The organism is Dyella koreensis, assembly GCF_044904565.1.
Classification (GTDB): Bacteria; Pseudomonadota; Gammaproteobacteria; order Xanthomonadales; family Rhodanobacteraceae; genus Dyella_D; species Dyella_D koreensis.
Genome location: NZ_JADIKD010000005.1, coordinates 33,562 through 49,772, shown reverse-complemented (window position 1 = coordinate 49,772; position 16,211 = coordinate 33,562). Strand labels below are relative to the sequence as shown.

The following is a 16,211-nucleotide window of genomic DNA, read 5'->3' as shown; positions in this document are numbered from 1 at the left end:
CCTAATGCGAATAACGTGGAGATTGGGCTTGAACAGCCGGATCAACCCCGAGGGGCCGGGGCGGGAGCAACTTGAGCCGTGGCAGGCGCGGCGGCGGTGGAGGCAGGCGCAGGCGCGGCGGCCGGAGCCGGCGACGCCGACTGCTGCTTCGAAGCCAGCCACTGCTCGAACTCCGCCTTCGGCACGGCCTTCACCACGATCGGCATGAAGCCATGATCCTGGCCGCACAGCTCGGCGCACTGGCCGCGGTACACACCCGGTTCCTTGATGTTGGTCCAGGCCGCATTGACGATGCCCGGGATGGCATCCATCTTCCAGCCCAGCGCGGGCACCCACCAGGAGTGGATGACGTCGCCAGCAGTGATCACGAAGCGGATCTTGGTGTTGACGGGCACGACCAGCGGCTCGTCCACATTAATAAGGTAGGTGTTGTAGCCGTCGACCTTGACCGCGTTCGGGTCCAGGCCCGACTTCAGCTGGCGGGTCTCGTCGCTCTCGCGGTCCAGCTTGGACATGAAGCCGACCTTGTCGATCGCCTTGCCCTGGTAGTCCACGTAGTCGTAGCGCCACTTCCACTGGTAGCCGGTGACCTTGACGGTCATCTGCGAACCGGTGGTGTCGGCGAAGCTCTTGAGGCCGCCGGTGGCCAGGTAGGCCAGCACGATCAGGATGATCACCGGAATGGTGGTCCACACGATCTCGAGCGTGGTGTTGTGCGACCACTTCTCCGCCACGGCGCCGCGCGATTTGCGGAAGCGGAACATGGCGATGAACATCGCGCCGAACACCAGGATGCCGATGACGACACAGACACCCAGGGCGACGTTATTGAGGAAGTACGGCACCGGCGACCATTCGGTCACGCCGCGCGTCATGTTCAGCTGTCCCGGTTCGGGATTGGCCCACGCCGCGCTGCCGAACAGCGCGCAGGCCATCGCCACCCATGCCTTGATCCTGATGCCGCCAGATGTCATGTCTTGCACCTTTGTTGAACCTACCTGCGCGGCTGGCGGTTGAGAGCGGCCAGCAGCACCATGAGTTTCTTCGACAGCTCGGCGCGCTCCTCATCGGCGAGAAAGGCCCCGATCTCCAGCTCGCGCCCATGCGACGTCAGCAGCAGACGACGGCGATCCGTCCCGTCCTTCAGCTGCACCCGCACCCAATACGGCTGGAAGCGTGTGCAGCGCCGGCCTGGCAGGGATTGCACCTCCAGCGACGAAGCGTCGAGGGTGATGCGCTCGCTGCGATCGCCGGCCCGCCAGGCCACGCCCAGGGCGAAAGCCACCGCGGAGGACTCGACCAGGGCGAACAACGGGGCGAATACATTCCCCTGCCACGCACCCAACCCGGCCGTCGTCAGCGCCAAAGCCGCCAGTACCCCGATCAGTCGACGCAGATCACGCCGGCTCAGAGCGCGATTGGGCTTGAGCCACATCGTCGCGCACGGCAGGCCGGCCGCAGCTGGTCGAAGCACGATCATGGGAATACCGGCGTGCCTGGAACCCGCGAATGATAGGCCGCAGCGTCCGAACGGGCAAGAATGACGCAGGCGCTTGACATCGACCGACAAGCCGCCATCAACCCGCGCACATCCCCGCGTACGGATGCGTCCGTTCTTGGCGAGCGCGTACAATCCGGAAATTTCCGCGCTTCCCCACCCTGTTGACGCCCCTGTGACCCAGCCTATTCTCAGCCCCGAACTCCCTACCGGCGCCGAGCCGGCCCGCGCGCGCATTACTGCCGCCTGGCTGCGCGACGAGACCGAAGCGGTCAACGACCTGCTCACCCAGGCCACCCTTCCGCCGGTCGAACGCGAAAAGGTGATCGACCTTGCCGCCGACCTGGTGACCCGTGTGCGCGCCCGCGCCAAGGATCAAAGCGCGGTCGAATCCTTCATGCGCCAGTACGACCTTTCCAGCGAGGAAGGCGTGCTGCTTATGTGCGTGGCTGAAGCGTTGCTGCGCATTCCCGACAAGATCACGGCCGACAAGCTGATCCGCGACAAGCTGGGCGACGCCAACTGGAAGAAGCATCTGGGCCAGAGCGAGTCGTTGTTCGTCAACGTGTCGACCTGGGGCCTGATGCTGACCGGCAAGCTGGTCACGCTGTCCGAAGAAACCCGCCACGACTTCACCGGCGCACTGCGCCGCCTGGTCGGCCGCGCGGGCGAGCCCGCCATTCGCCTGGCCGTGCGCCAGGCCATGCGCATCATGGGCCACCAGTTCGTGATGGGCCGCACCATCGGCGAAGCGCTGGACCGCTGCGCGCAGAAGGAATACGCGGTCTATCGCTACTCCTACGACATGCTCGGCGAGTCCGCGCTGACCAGCGAGACGGCCGAGCGCTACCAGCAGGATTACCGCAACGCCATCGCCGCCATCGGTGCACGCGGCCCGTTCGCCAACCACACGGATGCACCGTCGATCTCGGTGAAGCTCTCCGCGCTGCATCCGCGCTATGAAGTGGCCAAGCGCGAGATCGCCCGCCGCGACCTCACCGCCAAGCTGCTGGAACTCTCGCAGCTGGCGATGAAGTACGGCATCGCGCTGTCGGTGGATGCGGAGGAGGCCGATCGCCTGGAGCTGTCGCTCGACATCCTCGGCGACGTGTTCGCGCATCCCTCGCTGCAAGGCTGGAACGGCCTGGGCATCGTGGTGCAGGCGTACTCCAAGCGCACCCCGTTCGTGATCGACTGGCTGATCGAAACCGCGCGCGCCGCCAACCGCCGCTGGTACGTGCGCCTGGTGAAGGGCGCGTACTGGGACGCCGAGGTGAAGCGTGCGCAGGAGAACGGCCTGCCGGGTTATCCGGTGTATACGCGCAAGCCGAATACCGACGTGTCGTATCTCGCCTGCGCACGCAAGCTGTTCGACGCGGGCATCGAACTGATCTACCCGCAGTTCGCCACCCACAACGCGCACACCATCGCCGCCGTGCATCACCTCGCCAAGGGCCGCCCCTACGAGTACCAGCGCCTGCATGGCATGGGCACGGATCTCTATGCCGAGGTGATCGGCAAACAAAATCTCGATGTGCCCTGCCGCGTGTACGCGCCGGTCGGCACGCACGAGGATCTGCTGCCGTACCTGGTGCGCCGCCTGCTCGAGAACGGCGCCAACACCAGCTTCGTCAACCGCGTGGTGGACGAAACACTGCCGGTGCGCGAGCTGGTCGCCGATCCCTGCGAAACGGTGCGTTCCTTCGCCTCCATCCCCCACCCGCGCATTCCGCTGCCGGTGAATCTCTACGGTGAACTTCGGAAGAATTCCATGGGCGTCAACTTCTCCAACGACAACGAACTGAAGGCCCTCGCCGAGGCGGTCAACGCGAAGTCCGGCCCGTGGACGGCCGCGCCGCTGGTGCCGGGTGCCAACAGCACCGGTGCTTCCGTGCAGGTCACCAATCCGGCTGATCGCCGCCAGGTGGTGGGCAGCTACGTCACGGCCGACAGCGCCACCGTCGAGAAGGCACTGAGCAACGCCGTCGCCGCGCAGCACAGCTGGGATCGCCTGCCAGCGGCCAGCCGCGCAGCCATCCTCGAACACGCTGCCGAGCAACTCGAAGCGCGCCGCGGCGAGTTCATCGCCCTGTGCGTGCGCGAAGCCGGCAAGAGCCTGCCCGATGCCATCGCTGAAATCCGCGAGGCCGCCGACTTCCTGCGTTACTACGCCACCATGGCGCGCCGCTATTTCGGCCAGCCGGAACAGTTGCCCGGCCCGACCGGCGAGAGCAACCAGTTGTTCTTGAATGGCCGAGGCGTGTTCGTGTGCATCAGCCCGTGGAACTTCCCGCTGGCGATCTTCCTCGGCCAGGTCAGCGCCGCACTTGCCGCCGGCAACGCCGTCATCGCGAAGCCCGCCGAGCAGACCAGCCTGATCGGTCATGCCGCCGTGAAGCTGCTGCACGACGCTGGCGTGCCCGCCGACGTGCTGCAGTACTTGCCGGGCGACGGCGCTACGGTCGGCGCCGCACTCACCCGCGACCCGCGCGTGGCTGGCGTGGCCTTCACTGGCTCCACCGAAACCGCCTGGGCGATCAATCGCGCGCTCGCCGCACGCAACGCGCCAATTGCCGCCCTGATCGCCGAAACCGGCGGCCAGAACGCGATGATCGCCGACTCCTCCGCTCTGCCCGAGCAGATCGTGAAGGACGTGATCTCCTCCGCCTTCCAGTCCGCTGGCCAACGTTGCTCCGCCGCGCGCGTGCTGTTTGTGCAGGAAGACATCGCCGATAAGGTCTGCGCGATGCTGGCTGGCGCCATGGCTGAGCTGAAGGTGGGTGATCCGTCCCAGCTTTCCACCGACGTGGGTCCGGTAATCGACGAGGACGCGAAGAAAATCCTGGTCGATCACGCCGCCCGCATGGACAAGGAAGCGAAGAAGATCGGCGAAGTCGCGCTCGACGCGGCCGTCACCGGCAACGGCACCTTCTTCGCGCCGCGCGCCTATGAAATTCCGTCGCTGTCCACGCTCACCCGCGAAGTGTTCGGTCCGGTGCTGCACGTGATCCGCTGGAAGGGCGACGAGCTGGGCAAGGTGGTCGACGAAATCAACGCCACCGGCTACGGCCTGACCCTGGGCATCCACAGCCGCATCGACGACACCGTGGAATTCATCCAGAGCCGCGCCCGTGTCGGCAACTGCTACGTCAATCGCAACCAGATCGGTGCGGTGGTCGGCGTGCAGCCGTTCGGCGGCGAAGGCCTTTCCGGTACCGGCCCCAAGGCCGGCGGCCCGCACTACCTGTTCCGCTTCGCTGGCGAGCGCACGCTCACCATCAACACCACGGCGGCAGGCGGCAATGCATCGCTGTTGACGATCGGCGAGTAAGCACGCTTCACCTGCACGATCGAACGAAGCCCTGGGCGGTACCGCCCAGGGCTTCGTGCTTTATGGCGAACGCATGGCAGTCGAAGAACCCATCGTGCTGGATATCGCCATCAATACGGTGTCTTGACCAGCAGCTCGTACTCGGCCCGGCACTGCGCTTCATCCGTGCGTGGTGCGCTCTGCATATAGGTATGCAGGTCGGTCTCCGCCTTCTGCAATGCGCTCCGAAAGCCCTCATTGGCATGCAGGCGGGCCACCAACACCGATGCGCTCATCTGGCCAGCGGTCGTGGCACTGAGGTTGTGCACCCCGCACACCACGCGACTGTCCGCGTACGCACGTGCGCGCATGAAAATCGGCGTGGCACGCTCAGGCAGCATTTCCGCCAGGATGAGACCGATGATCCAGCCACCGGTGGAGTGCCCGGAAGGGTAGTCGTACGAGCTCGGATTGCCACAGCGGATCGGATGGCCCACACCATCCGGATCGATCACGAACGGCCGCCTCCGCTCGAAATGCGCCTTGGCGGCCTCACCGATGGCCACGCTGTCGGTGGTGACGTTGTCGAGCAGATTGACCAGCGCTTTCAACTGGGATGCCTTGGCGTCCAACGGCACACCTGCCGCACAACTGAAATCCTTGAGCTGGGCATCGGTGTGCCAGTTATCGTCGGCCAACGCGACGACATACCTGGGATCCTGCGCACTCTTCGGGCGCGTGGCCTTGTACACCTTGCGATCGGCTTCGTAGCGCGCATTGCTGGAATTACTGACCTTGAGTGCCGGCGGCGCGGGCAGGATGTCCTTGAGCTGTATCGCGCTGCGTTCCGTCTCCGACAGATAGCCGGCGGTCGAAGCAGGCGCTGGTGTCGCCTCAGAGACCGCCGGAGTCTTCGACAGCGCCTGAGGTGGCGACGACGAGCAGCCTCCCAACGCAGCCAACAGCACGCCTGCGCCAGCCCAACGGATGATGCGTGATTTCATCGCAGCGCCTCCCTCCAGAGAAGGCGCCATCTGACACCCGCTGATGTTCACCTTCAACCCGTCGAACGGCCGAGGCGTGACGCATGATGCATCGCGCAAGCACGGCCAGCGGACACATGCTATAGAAGGCACTTTCGCGCCGCCCCGCCGGCGCCAGCGCTGGAGCAACAGGCACGATGGCTCGTCCCGCCACCCTGGTCGGTCTCCCCCATTCCGCGAACCATCCCTTGGCCGCGGACGATCCGCGCTATACGGCCGCCGAATTCCCGCCGAACAAACTGCTGTATCTGACGCAGATGGCGGATGCGCTTGGCGTGGATACCCGCTCATGGTTCGCCGGCCTGGCGCTTTCGCGGGCGCAGATCGCGGATCCGTCGCTGCGCGTGTCGTATCGGCAGGCCAGCACCTTCGTGCGCCGCGCGCTGCTGGCGCTGAACGTGCCGGACGCCGGCCTGCGCATCGGCCGCGAAGGCACCATCGGCGGCTTCGGCCTGCTCGGCCTAGCCATGATGACCTCGCGCACGCTGGGCGAGGCGATGATGGCCGGCGTCGCGCACCACAAGATCTGCGGCTGCCTGCTCGAACTGAATTTCGAAGTGGTCAGCGAACGCGAAGTGGCCCTTGTGGCCTGGCCGCGTTTTGGCGATACCGAATTGCTGCCGTTCTTCTGCGAAGAACTGTTCGCCAGCTGCTTGATGATCGCGCGTGAGCTGGTCGGCCCCGAACTGCGACCGGCACGCGTGGAGTTCGGCTACCCGCGCCCGGGCTACGCCAAGGAACACGAAAAGCTGTTCGACTGCGAAGTGCGCTTCGGCACCGCGCAGAATCGCCTGCTGATCGACACTCAGTGGCTGGCCCGTCCATTACCCGGCCACAACCCGTTGACTGCCCGCCAAGCCTTGGCGCTGTGCGCGCAGCAAATGACCCCGGATGGCGGCGAGCCGCATCAGGAAATCGTCGCGGCGGTGGAACGCCTGCTGCGCAGCCAGTTGCGGGATCAGCCGAAACTGCAGGACGTGGCCCGCACCCTCAACCTCAGCGAACGCTCGCTGCGTCGCAAACTGGCCGAGAGCGGCCGCATCTTCCGCGAGATCCACGACCGCGTGCGCGCCGAACGCGCCCTGGAATTGCTGCAGGCCGGTGCGTTGAGCGTGGCCGAGATCGGCAACGAACTCGGTTTCAGCGACCCGCGCGAATTCCGCCGGGCCTTCAAGCGCTGGACCGGCATGCCACCTCAGGCCGCGCGCAGAGCCGCGGCCTGACCGAAATCCCCTGTGGGGCGCCGCGCCGCGCCGGTCGCGCACAGGGCGCGCTCCTACGGGAGACGAATCTGGCCGATTTGCCCCCCTGGCATTGGCCGTTTTGCCCTCCCCCATGGCACCGCATTGCGCAACAGTGCTTACCGGGCTGCGGACGACGCAGCGCTCTATGTTCTCGGTTTCCTGGGGAGGTTCACCGAACATGCGCAAGCTAGTACTCACCGTCGCGCTCGGCGCGGCGCTCGCCGGTTGCGGCGGTCACGATCAACCGGCCGCGCAGAGCGAAGCCGACAACGCTTTCCAAGCCAAGCTGCAACAGCAGCTGCTGGATGCCAAGCCCGGCAGCATCATCGAGATTCCCGCCGGCCACTACACACTCAAACGCGGCCTGAGCCTGCGCACCGATGGCGTCACCATCCGCGGCGCCGGCAAGGACAAGACCGTGCTGTCGTTCAAGGGCCAGGTAGTAGGCCCCGAAGGCCTGCTGGTGAATGCCAGCGACTTCACCATCGAGAATCTCGCGCTGGAAGACACCAAGGGTGACGCGCTCAAGATCAACCAGGGCAAGAACATCACCATCCGCGGTGTGCGCGTGGAATGGACCGGCGGCCCGCAGACCACCAACGGTGCCTACGGCCTGTACCCGGTGAAGACCGAGAACGTGCTGATCGAGGACTCGGAGGTCATCGGTGCCTCCGACGCCGGCATCTATGTGGGCCAGTCGCGCAACATCATCGTGCGCCATAACCGCGCCCAGCAGAACGTGGCTGGCATCGAGATCGAAAACTCCATCAACGCCGACGTGTACGAAAACACTGCCACCGGCAACACCGGCGGCATCCTGGTGTTCAACATGCCCAACCTGTCGCAGGCGGGCAGAGCCACGCGCGTGTTCAAGAACCAGGTGATCGACAACAACCTCGGCAACTTCGCCGCCAAGGGCGCGGCGGTGGCCAGTGTGCCGGCGGGTTCGGGCGTGGTGGTGAACTCCAACGACAAGGTGGAGATCTTCGACAACGATGTCGTGAACCATCAGACGGCGAACGTGATCATCTCCAGCTACTTCTCCACCAACTACTACAACACCAAGGGCGTGGCGGCGGACTACAACCCGTATCCGAAAGGCATCTACGTCTACGACAACCGCTTCAAGGGCGGTGGCGAATCGCCGGACGGTATGAAGCTGAAAATGCTCAAGACCGCCGTGTACGGCATGAGCGGCAAATTCCCGGACGTACTGTGGGACGGCTACACCGACACCAAGTCGATGGTGAACGGCCAGCTGCCGGCGGAAGATCGCATCTGTATCCAGGGCGCCAATGGTGTGATCAACGCCGACGGCCCCAACGACTACAAGAATCCCAGCACCGACACCAAGCCTTACGAGTGCACCCTGCCCAAGCTGCCGCCGGTCGTGCTTGAACCGGCACCGAAAGCCTGAGGCGCGTATCGATGTCGATGAAGTTCTGGAAGCGCACAACCGCGCTGATTGCGATGCTTTGCCTGAGTGCCTGCCAACACGGCATGGATCCGGTGGCCTTCCACGCTGATGGACGGCCACCGAAACTCAGCGACTGGCACGTGGTGGAAGTACGCGACGGCAAACTGCAGCTCAATCAGGGTGTGGTGCCGTACAACCTCAACACGCCTCTGTTCACTGACTACGCGCACAAGCTGCGCACGATCTGGATGCCGAAGGGCGTCTCGGCGAAGTACGACCCGAACGACACCTTCGACTTTCCCGTCGGCACGGTGATCAGCAAGACTTTCTATTACCCGAAAACGGCCGACGGCAAAGCTGGCGATGTCGCGCGCACCTATGACAGCTCGCATGACTTCGCCGGCGAAGGGCTCGATCTCGCCCAGGTCCATCTGGTCGAAACGCGCATCCTGGTGCATCGCACCGATGGCTGGGCCGCGATTCCCTATGTGTGGAACGACGCGCAGACCGAAGCCGATCTCGCACGCACCGGCGCTGTGCTGCCACTGACCCTGGTCGCTGCGGACAGTTCACGCGAAGACTTCAACTACGTCGTACCCGACGAGAGCCAGTGCTCCAGTTGCCATGCGCAGGACTGGGTCACGCGCAAGATCCATCCGATCGGCCCCAAGGCGCGCCATCTCAACCGCACCTATCACTACGCCAGCGGCGAAGAGAATCAGCTCGAACATCTGATGAAGGTGGGTTACCTCACCGGTGCTCCGGCGCCCGCACAAGCCCCGAGCAACGCCAACTGGATGGACGAACACGCCTCGCTCGACGCCCGCGCGCGGGCCTATCTCGACATCAATTGCGGGCATTGCCACAACCCGAAGGGCGCGGCGAACACCACCGCCCTGACGCTGGACGCGAGCGCACCGGAAGACCGCCACCTGGGCGTCTGCAAGCCGCCCGTGGCGGCCGGCCGAGGCACCGGCGATCACATGTTCGACATCGTGCCCGGCAAGCCCGACGACTCGATCCTGTCGTATCGCATGAACTCAGCCGACCCCGGCGAAATGATGCCGGAGATCGGACGCAGCACCGTGCATCGCGAAGGCGTGGCACTGATCAAGGCGTGGATCGCCGCGCAGCCGGGGAGCTGCGTCGCGATTCATTGAGGTGAGGGCTCACCCATCCACGGGCGAGCCCTGCAGCAGCACCAACGAAAAACGCATCGAGGCCGTCTCGCCACGGCTTCACCATCGAGGGGAGAAACCGGTGATGAGCATCCGTCCACGTCCGCTGTCCGTCAGCCTCCGTCAGTTGCTGGGCGGCACCGCCCTGCTGCTCTGCGTGCAACCCGCGTTCGCTGACGACCAGACGCAGAGCACGCCACCGGCGAACCAGAACGACAGCGCTGACCCAGCCAAAGCCAAGCTGCTCGGCAACATCACCGTCACCGCGCAAAGCCGCAACCAGGAAATGCAATCGGTACCGATCCCGCTGCAGATCATCACCGCGAAGCAGGTGGACACGCTGGCGGCCACCGACCTCAGCAAGATGGATCTGTTCGTGCCGGGCCTGGTGGTGAGCGCCGAACAGCCGACGCAGCCCAACTATCAATTGCGCGGCATCTCCACCAGCGACTTCGGCGTGGGTACGGAGCCAGCCGTAGGCGTGTATATCAATGGCGTATACGCCGCGCGCTCCGGTGGCGCACTACTCGCCTTCAACGACCTGCAGCGCGTGGAAGTGCTGAAGGGTCCGCAGGGCACGCTGTTCGGTCGCAACGCAGCGGCCGGCGCCATCTCCATCGTCACCAACGAACCCACCGACCGCTTCGAAGGCAAGGCACGCCTGCGCGTGGGCAACTACGGCAAGGTCTATGGCGATGCGCTGATCAACCTGCCGATCAACCAGGACATGGCCCTGCGCGTCAGTGCCTACGACAACCAGAGCGACGGCTGGATCAAGGATGCCGCCACCGGCAAGCGCTACGGCGAAGACAACGACTGGGGCACGCGTGCGGTGTTTCGCTGGAACATCACGCCAGACACCCGCATGCTGCTGTCGTGGGATCACGAGAAGCTCAACCAACCACCGCATCCGGCGATCGGCCTGATTCCGCTTTCCAACGACACCAACCAGCGCCCGCCCTTCCCGCCCGATCCGACCACCTATCTCAACCCGCTGCATGCACCGCTGTACAACGACGCGGTCGGCGGGCGCGAGTCGCGTACCTTTGATGGCGTGACCTTGTCGCTGGACCACTCCTTCAGCTGGGGCAGCCTGGTTTCCACCACGGCATGGCGTGGCTTCGACACCTTCAACCGTGGCGATTACGACGGCACCAACCACATCGTCAGCTATCTCGATACCACCAATATCGAGCATAACAACAGCTGGTACCAGGAATTCAAACTCTCGGGCACCACCGGCATCGCCGATTGGGTCGGCGGCATCAGCTACTACCAGGAGCAGGCGCGCCAGACCAGCCAGACCAACATCTTCACTGACAGCCTCGACACGCTCGCCAATAACGTGATGCACGTGGGTACGCCGCTCACCGATATCAGCAATACATTTGCCGGCATGGGCCTGCCTTACACGCTGCTCGGCGATCCGTGGCACGAAGCGATCAGCAACGTCGGCAAGTTCAAGGCCTACGCGGCGTTCGGCGACGTGATCTGGCATATCAACGACCGCCTCAACGTCACCACCGGCATCCGCTACACGCGCGACCAGAAAACCTTCAGCTGGTACAACATGCCGCGCAGTGCGCCGCAGTTCGACAGCACCGTGCAGGCGCTGGACCAGGCCGGCATCCTCGCCGCGTTCCCGGAAATACAAATGGCGCTGGCCTCGTTCGGCAACAACATCATCTTCACCGACGCTGTCGGCATACCGGTGCGATTCAAGAACACCTGGAACAACCTCAGCCCGCGCGTGGTGGTGGATTACAAATTCACCCCGGACGTGATGGGCTACGCCTCGGTAACCAAGGGCTACAAGGCCGGCGGCTACAACAGCGTGCAGGTGGGCTCGCGCTTCGCGCCGGAAAAGGTCATCAACTACGAGGCCGGCCTCAAGACCACCTTCCCGGAACACAACCTGCTGCTCAACGGCTCGGTGTACTACTACCGCTACGACAACAAGCAGTCGCTCACGCTCGACCCGAACAGCGCCGGCTCCGGCGTACCGCGCTACCTGGTCAACAGCACCAACCAGGAAGCCAAGGGTCTGGAGCTGGAAGCACAGTGGCAACCGATTACCGATCTCCGCCTCAATTTCACCGGCGCTTACATCGACGCCACGTATCGTAAGGCGATGGCGGACTCCGGCGCGGACCTGACCGGCCAGCCCACCGGCGAACCGCGTTTCTCCTACACCGCCGGCCTCGCCTACACCGTGCGCAATGTGGCGAACGGCTCGCTGGAGTTCGACCTCAACTATGCCTATCGAGGCCCCACCCGCTGCAATAACGATTCACTGCTGCAAGGCACCTGCCAGATCAGCCCGAACTTCAAGATCGGCGAAAGTCAGCAGCGCACCGACGCACGGATCGACTGGCGCTCGGCGGGTGATCGCTGGGGTGTCGCCCTGTTTGCCAGCAACCTGTTCAACAATCGCTACGTGAGGGGCGTGGACAACATCAGCACCACCGTCTTCGGCACCCCCTACGCCAGCGTCACGCCACCGCGCATGTGGGGCGTGGAACTCCGGGCCAAGTTCTAGACCACGATGAACGATATCGACCAGACCACTCCGATACTCACCATCGCGCTGCAGCACATGCGCGATGCCCATGCACGCGACCCCATGCCCGCGTGGTCCGCGCGCGCCACGCGGCTGCGCGCCCTGCAGGCGTTGATCACCGAGCACCGTAGCGACATCGCCAAGGCGATCAACGACGACTTCGGCGGACGTCCCGCGGAAGAAACCGATCTCCTGGAAGTGTTCCCGAGTTTGTCTGCGATCCGCCACGGGCTGAGCCACGGCCGCCGCTGGATGAAACCACGACGCAGCCTGCCCGGCATGCTGTTCATGCCCGCACGCAATGAAGTGCGTCCGCAACCGCTGGGTGTAGTGGGCGTGATCGTGCCGTGGAACTACCCGCTCTATCTCGCCATCGGCCCGATGGTCGACGCGCTCGCCGCCGGCAACCGTGTGATGGTGAAGATGAGCGAGTTCACGCCGAACTTCTCGACCCTGTTCGCCAAGCTGGTCGAGCGCTATTTCCAACCGGACGAAGTGCACGTGGTGAACGGCGACGCCAGCGTCGCGCAGGCTTTCTCGGCGCTGCCTTTCGACCACCTGCTGTTCACCGGCTCCACGGCCGTCGGCCGCCACGTGATGCGCGCGGCCTCCGCGAACCTCACACCTGTCACGCTCGAACTCGGCGGCAAGTCACCCGCCATCGTCGGCCCCGGCGCGCGGCTCGAGCATGCGGTGGAACGCATCCTGCTAGGCAAGCTGTTCAACGCAGGCCAGACCTGCATCGCCCCAGACTACGTGCTGCTGCCGCGCGAACGCCTGCAAGCATTCGTCGCAACCGCACGCGATGCCGTGGCGCGTCTCTATCCGTCGCTGCAAGACAACCCGCAATACGCCAGCATCGTCTCCGACCGCCAGTACGAGCGCCTCGCCGCGTTGCGCGACCACGCCCTGCGCGACGGCGCCCGCGCCGAACCGCTCGGCGAAGGCAACGACCAACCCGCGCGCCGCCGCCTCATGCCCGTCATGCTCACCCACGTCGTCGACGACATGACGGTGATGCAGGAAGAAATCTTCGGCCCGCTACTGCCACTGGTGCCCTACGACACCATCGACCAGGCCATCGCCTACGTCGCCGCGCATCCTCATCCCCTGGCGCTCTACCTGTTCGAACAGGATCGCCGCATCATCGACAACGTCCTCGCCCGCACCCTCGCCGGCGGCGTCAGCATCAACGACACGCTGTATCACATCGCCCAACACGAACTTCCGTTCGGCGGCGTCGGCCCATCAGGCATGGGCGGCTACCACGGTGAAGCCGGCTTCCGCACCTTCTCGCACATGAAGCCAGTCTTTCACCAGGCGCGATTCAATGGCGCCGGCCTGCTCAACCCGCCCTATGGCGAACGCTTCAAGCGAATGCTCTCCATCATGCTCAAGCGCGGTTGATTGAAACGCCAGCCAGCAAAACCATCCACAAAGAACGCCATTCCAACGATCGGACCGAGAAGAAACCACCCCTACGCCTGATACTGGAAAAGGCGTAGCTACGAAGCACACCGCCTGCTCTTCAGGCCATTTCTCTTTGGTCACTTTCTCTCTAGGCCCCCTTCGGGGGGTTGGGCCAGCAAAGAGAAAGTGACCCGGGCCGCGGCAGCGGTTCGGAAGCCCGCGGCAGGCGAGCCAGGGCACGCTGACGCGACAGTCGAAGCGCACCACTACTGGATCCCTGCCTGCGCAGGGATGACGAGTAGGTGGGGATGTCGCGAGAACCGCCACTCTCCCGCAGAGAGTGGCAAAGCGTCACCACAAAGCCCACCACATTTCGCACCACACAAAAAAGCCTCCCCGCTTTCACGGGGAGGCTTCATCCATTCAAAACTCCAACCGCTAAATCGCGATCAGAACTTGTACTGCGCGGAAACGCCCAACAAGTTGCCATAGTCGTCATAGCTACCAGTCAGCACATCACCGGTCGAGCTGACCGAGCCGTTGACGTGCGCGCTGTTGACGAAGATATGCGTATAGCCGGCATTGATCTCGAAGTGCTCGCTGGCCTTGTAACCGACACCCAGCGAAACGAGCTGACGGGTCGAGTCAGGCACGCGCGGATCGCGGTTGCTGGCGCGGGTCGGGGTGGTATCCACCGCAACACCGGCGCGCAGGGTGAGCTTGTCGTTGACGTAGTAATCGCCACCCACCGAGATGTACCAGGTGTTGCGCCAGTTGAACGGCTCGACCGTCGGCGGCTGCGCCGGGTTGTCGTACTTCACGGTGAGCTGCTTCAGCACATCCCACTTGGTCCATGCCACGTCCATACCCAGGCCGAACTTCTCTTCCTGGTGCCAGTAGCTGGCCGTCGCCGAAGCCGGCGTGGTCAGCGCGGCGGTGCCGCCGGTGTGCTGGAACGGCACGGCGCCGCCAAGCAGCGCGCCGACCTGCGGGCTGGCAAGCAGAGCCTGCACATTGGTCGGGACGATGAAGTTGGCGGTGCCCTCGATCGTGTGCGAGATCTTGGAGTGGTAGTTCAGCGCCAGCCTGTCATTCGGGCTGAGCTTCCAGTAGCCACCCAACTGCCAGCCGTAGGCCCAGTCATCGCCTTTGATGGTGGCGTAACCGTCCGAGCCCGGGGGCACGATCAGGCTGACCTGCTGGCCCAGCGCCTGCGCCTGCGCCGGGGTGATCTTGCCGGCCGCGGCGGCCTGCCGGACCACGCCAAGGCCGACACTGTTGAAGTTGATCGCGCTGGTGAGCGTCGCGTTGGTGCGCTGCGCGATCACGCTCGCGCCCAGGGCGAACGTATCGGTGACGTCATACGACGCCGACAGCGTGGCATCCAGGGATTCGAGCTTGGTCTTGACGGCGTTGTAGCGGCCGACCCAGTTCTTGTCGTACTCGGTCTGGAAACCGAACGGCACCGAGAAACCGGCACCGACGTGCCAGCGGTCGCCCACCTTGGTGGCGAAATACAGCGCAGGAACCGGGAGCGTGGTGCCGGCGTCGCCGCCGTTGCCGCCACTGATCGGGCGGCCCAGCGCGTCGTGCGCGGAACCACTGAACTTGGCGCCGAAATTGATCGCCGTGACGTCCGCCTGGAAGTAGGTGCCCTTCAGGTCGCTCATCGCCGCGGGATTGTTCACCACGACGGAAGCATCGTCACCGGCTGTCGCCGAACCGGCATAGGCACGGCCCATACCCTTCACACTGTTCTCATGCAGCTGGAACGCGCTGGCTTCGGCGCTCTGCGGTGCGGTCAGGGCACCGACGACGGCCAGGCTCAGCGCGGCGAGCGCGAGCGGCCGCGCCGCACGCGAAAAGGAACGGAAAGACTTCTGCATCGGATAGCTCCTGCTTATCGTTGGTCCGAATCGGGTCACAGTAAGGGGCTGACCGGCAAGAAAATTCATACGCGCGTTTGACATCCCCGGCCGGCACTGTGCCGGCTAGACCGAGGGCTTGCAAGTGCGGTCGCAGCAATCTGCGAGGCGATACATGCCATTACCCGCCGTTCGGCATCCGATGCCGGGAGATAACGACGCCACGCGTTGACCACAGTGTCTTATCTGAGGACTATGTCGCTCTGCCGTTTGCGCCGATACACGTGCGCCTTCCTACGTTTTAGTCGCCGGGTGTCCCATGCATTGTTTTGTCTACGCCAGCCTGCGCAAGGCCGATACCTATCTATGGTTGGCGCGCCGCGACGATTTCGGCGTGCTGCCCGAATCCCTGGTGCTAATGCTGGGCGACCTGCGCTTTGTATTGGAGGTGGAGCTGCACCCCGGGCGCCGCCTGCCCATGGAAGATGCCCGCACCGTACTCGAACACCTCGTCACGCAGGGCTGGCATTTGCAGCTGCCTCCCTCGGAGACGCTGGCCACCGCCAACCACCCCGCTTACACGCACCACACACCACACGACAGCGAAGACGAATGAATTCGTCCGTATCCGGCCGGCGTTAACACCGGATTACCTTCTAACGTTTTGACGATTCCTATACTTCTCG

General features: G+C 64.4%; 11 protein-coding genes. 7 read left to right on the top strand and 4 right to left on the bottom strand.

Translation table 11 applies throughout. The features are described from left to right. Positions 1-41 precede the first annotated feature (41 nt). Positions 42-974: a cytochrome c oxidase subunit II gene (coxB, locus tag ISS97_RS01190; protein ID WP_379987451.1), complete on the bottom strand. Its 933-nt coding sequence runs from the start codon at positions 972-974 to the stop codon at positions 42-44. Positions 975-994: 20 nt separating this feature from the next. Further along, complete coding sequence (locus ISS97_RS01185) at positions 995-1,435, bottom strand: DUF2244 domain-containing protein (protein ID WP_379987688.1); 441 nt, start codon at positions 1,433-1,435, stop codon at positions 995-997. Positions 1,436-1,673: 238 nt separating this feature from the next. On the opposite strand from ISS97_RS01185, the gene putA reads away from it, so the two are divergent. Continuing rightward, positions 1,674-4,829 (top strand): bifunctional proline dehydrogenase/L-glutamate gamma-semialdehyde dehydrogenase PutA, encoded by a 3,156-nt coding sequence (putA, locus tag ISS97_RS01180; RefSeq protein WP_379987450.1) that lies wholly within the window; start codon positions 1,674-1,676, stop codon positions 4,827-4,829. 110 nt (positions 4,830-4,939) lie between these two features. On the opposite strand, the gene ISS97_RS01175 is transcribed toward putA, so the two are convergent. After that, positions 4,940-5,812, bottom strand: a complete 873-nt coding sequence (locus tag ISS97_RS01175; protein WP_379987449.1) for an acid phosphatase — start codon at positions 5,810-5,812, stop codon at positions 4,940-4,942. 176 nt (positions 5,813-5,988) lie between these two features. Between ISS97_RS01175 and ISS97_RS01170 the strand changes: the two genes are divergently transcribed. The 5 genes from ISS97_RS01170 (at position 5,989) to ISS97_RS01150 (ending at position 13,657) form a co-directional block, all read left to right on the top strand. After that, positions 5,989-7,074, top strand: a complete 1,086-nt coding sequence (locus ISS97_RS01170; protein ID WP_379987448.1) for an AraC family transcriptional regulator — start codon at positions 5,989-5,991, stop codon at positions 7,072-7,074. Between the two features lie 199 nt (positions 7,075-7,273). After that, on the top strand, positions 7,274-8,512 hold the full coding sequence (locus tag ISS97_RS01165) for a parallel beta-helix domain-containing protein (RefSeq protein WP_379987447.1): 1,239 nt from the start codon (positions 7,274-7,276) through the stop codon (positions 8,510-8,512). A gap of 11 nt (positions 8,513-8,523) precedes the next feature. Then, positions 8,524-9,672, top strand: coding sequence for an SO2930 family diheme c-type cytochrome (locus tag ISS97_RS01160; protein WP_379987446.1), 1,149 nt, complete (start codon positions 8,524-8,526; stop codon positions 9,670-9,672). A 103-nt stretch (positions 9,673-9,775) separates the two neighbouring features. Next, positions 9,776-12,229 carry a TonB-dependent receptor gene (locus ISS97_RS01155; protein WP_379987445.1) on the top strand — a complete coding sequence of 818 codons (2,454 nt, stop codon included), beginning with the start codon at positions 9,776-9,778 and terminating at the stop codon, positions 12,227-12,229. A 6-nt stretch (positions 12,230-12,235) separates the two neighbouring features. Then, entirely contained in the window at positions 12,236-13,657 is a 1,422-nt protein-coding gene (locus tag ISS97_RS01150) for a coniferyl aldehyde dehydrogenase (RefSeq protein WP_379987444.1), read from the top strand. A gap of 452 nt (positions 13,658-14,109) precedes the next feature. Here ISS97_RS01150 and ISS97_RS01145 read toward each other — a convergent pair whose 3' ends face one another. Next, positions 14,110-15,546 (bottom strand): OmpP1/FadL family transporter, encoded by a 1,437-nt coding sequence (locus ISS97_RS01145; RefSeq protein ID WP_379987443.1) that lies wholly within the window; start codon positions 15,544-15,546, stop codon positions 14,110-14,112. 298 nt (positions 15,547-15,844) lie between these two features. Between ISS97_RS01145 and ISS97_RS01140 the strand changes: the two genes are divergently transcribed. Next, complete coding sequence (locus ISS97_RS01140; protein WP_379987442.1) at positions 15,845-16,141, top strand: YcgL domain-containing protein; 297 nt, start codon at positions 15,845-15,847, stop codon at positions 16,139-16,141. Positions 16,142-16,211 lie beyond the last annotated feature (70 nt).

Bases quoted from the DNA above. Each gene is read 5' to 3' on its own strand.
- ISS97_RS01145 (WP_379987443.1), bottom strand. From the start codon at position 15,546: ATGCAGAAGTCTTTCCGTTCCTTTTCGCGTGCGGCGCGGCCGCTCGCG.
- ISS97_RS01155 (WP_379987445.1), top strand. From the start codon at position 9,776: ATGAGCATCCGTCCACGTCCGCTGTCCGTCAGCCTCCGTCAGTTGCTG.
- ISS97_RS01185 (WP_379987688.1), bottom strand. From the start codon at position 1,435: ATGTGGCTCAAGCCCAATCGCGCTCTGAGCCGGCGTGATCTGCGTCGA.
- ISS97_RS01165 (WP_379987447.1), top strand. From the start codon at position 7,274: ATGCGCAAGCTAGTACTCACCGTCGCGCTCGGCGCGGCGCTCGCCGGT.
- ISS97_RS01160 (WP_379987446.1), top strand. From the start codon at position 8,524: ATGTCGATGAAGTTCTGGAAGCGCACAACCGCGCTGATTGCGATGCTT.
- coxB (WP_379987451.1), bottom strand. From the start codon at position 974: ATGACATCTGGCGGCATCAGGATCAAGGCATGGGTGGCGATGGCCTGC.
- ISS97_RS01175 (WP_379987449.1), bottom strand. From the start codon at position 5,812: ATGAAATCACGCATCATCCGTTGGGCTGGCGCAGGCGTGCTGTTGGCT.
- ISS97_RS01170 (WP_379987448.1), top strand. From the start codon at position 5,989: ATGGCTCGTCCCGCCACCCTGGTCGGTCTCCCCCATTCCGCGAACCAT.
- ISS97_RS01140 (WP_379987442.1), top strand. From the start codon at position 15,845: ATGCATTGTTTTGTCTACGCCAGCCTGCGCAAGGCCGATACCTATCTA.
- ISS97_RS01150 (WP_379987444.1), top strand. From the start codon at position 12,236: ATGAACGATATCGACCAGACCACTCCGATACTCACCATCGCGCTGCAG.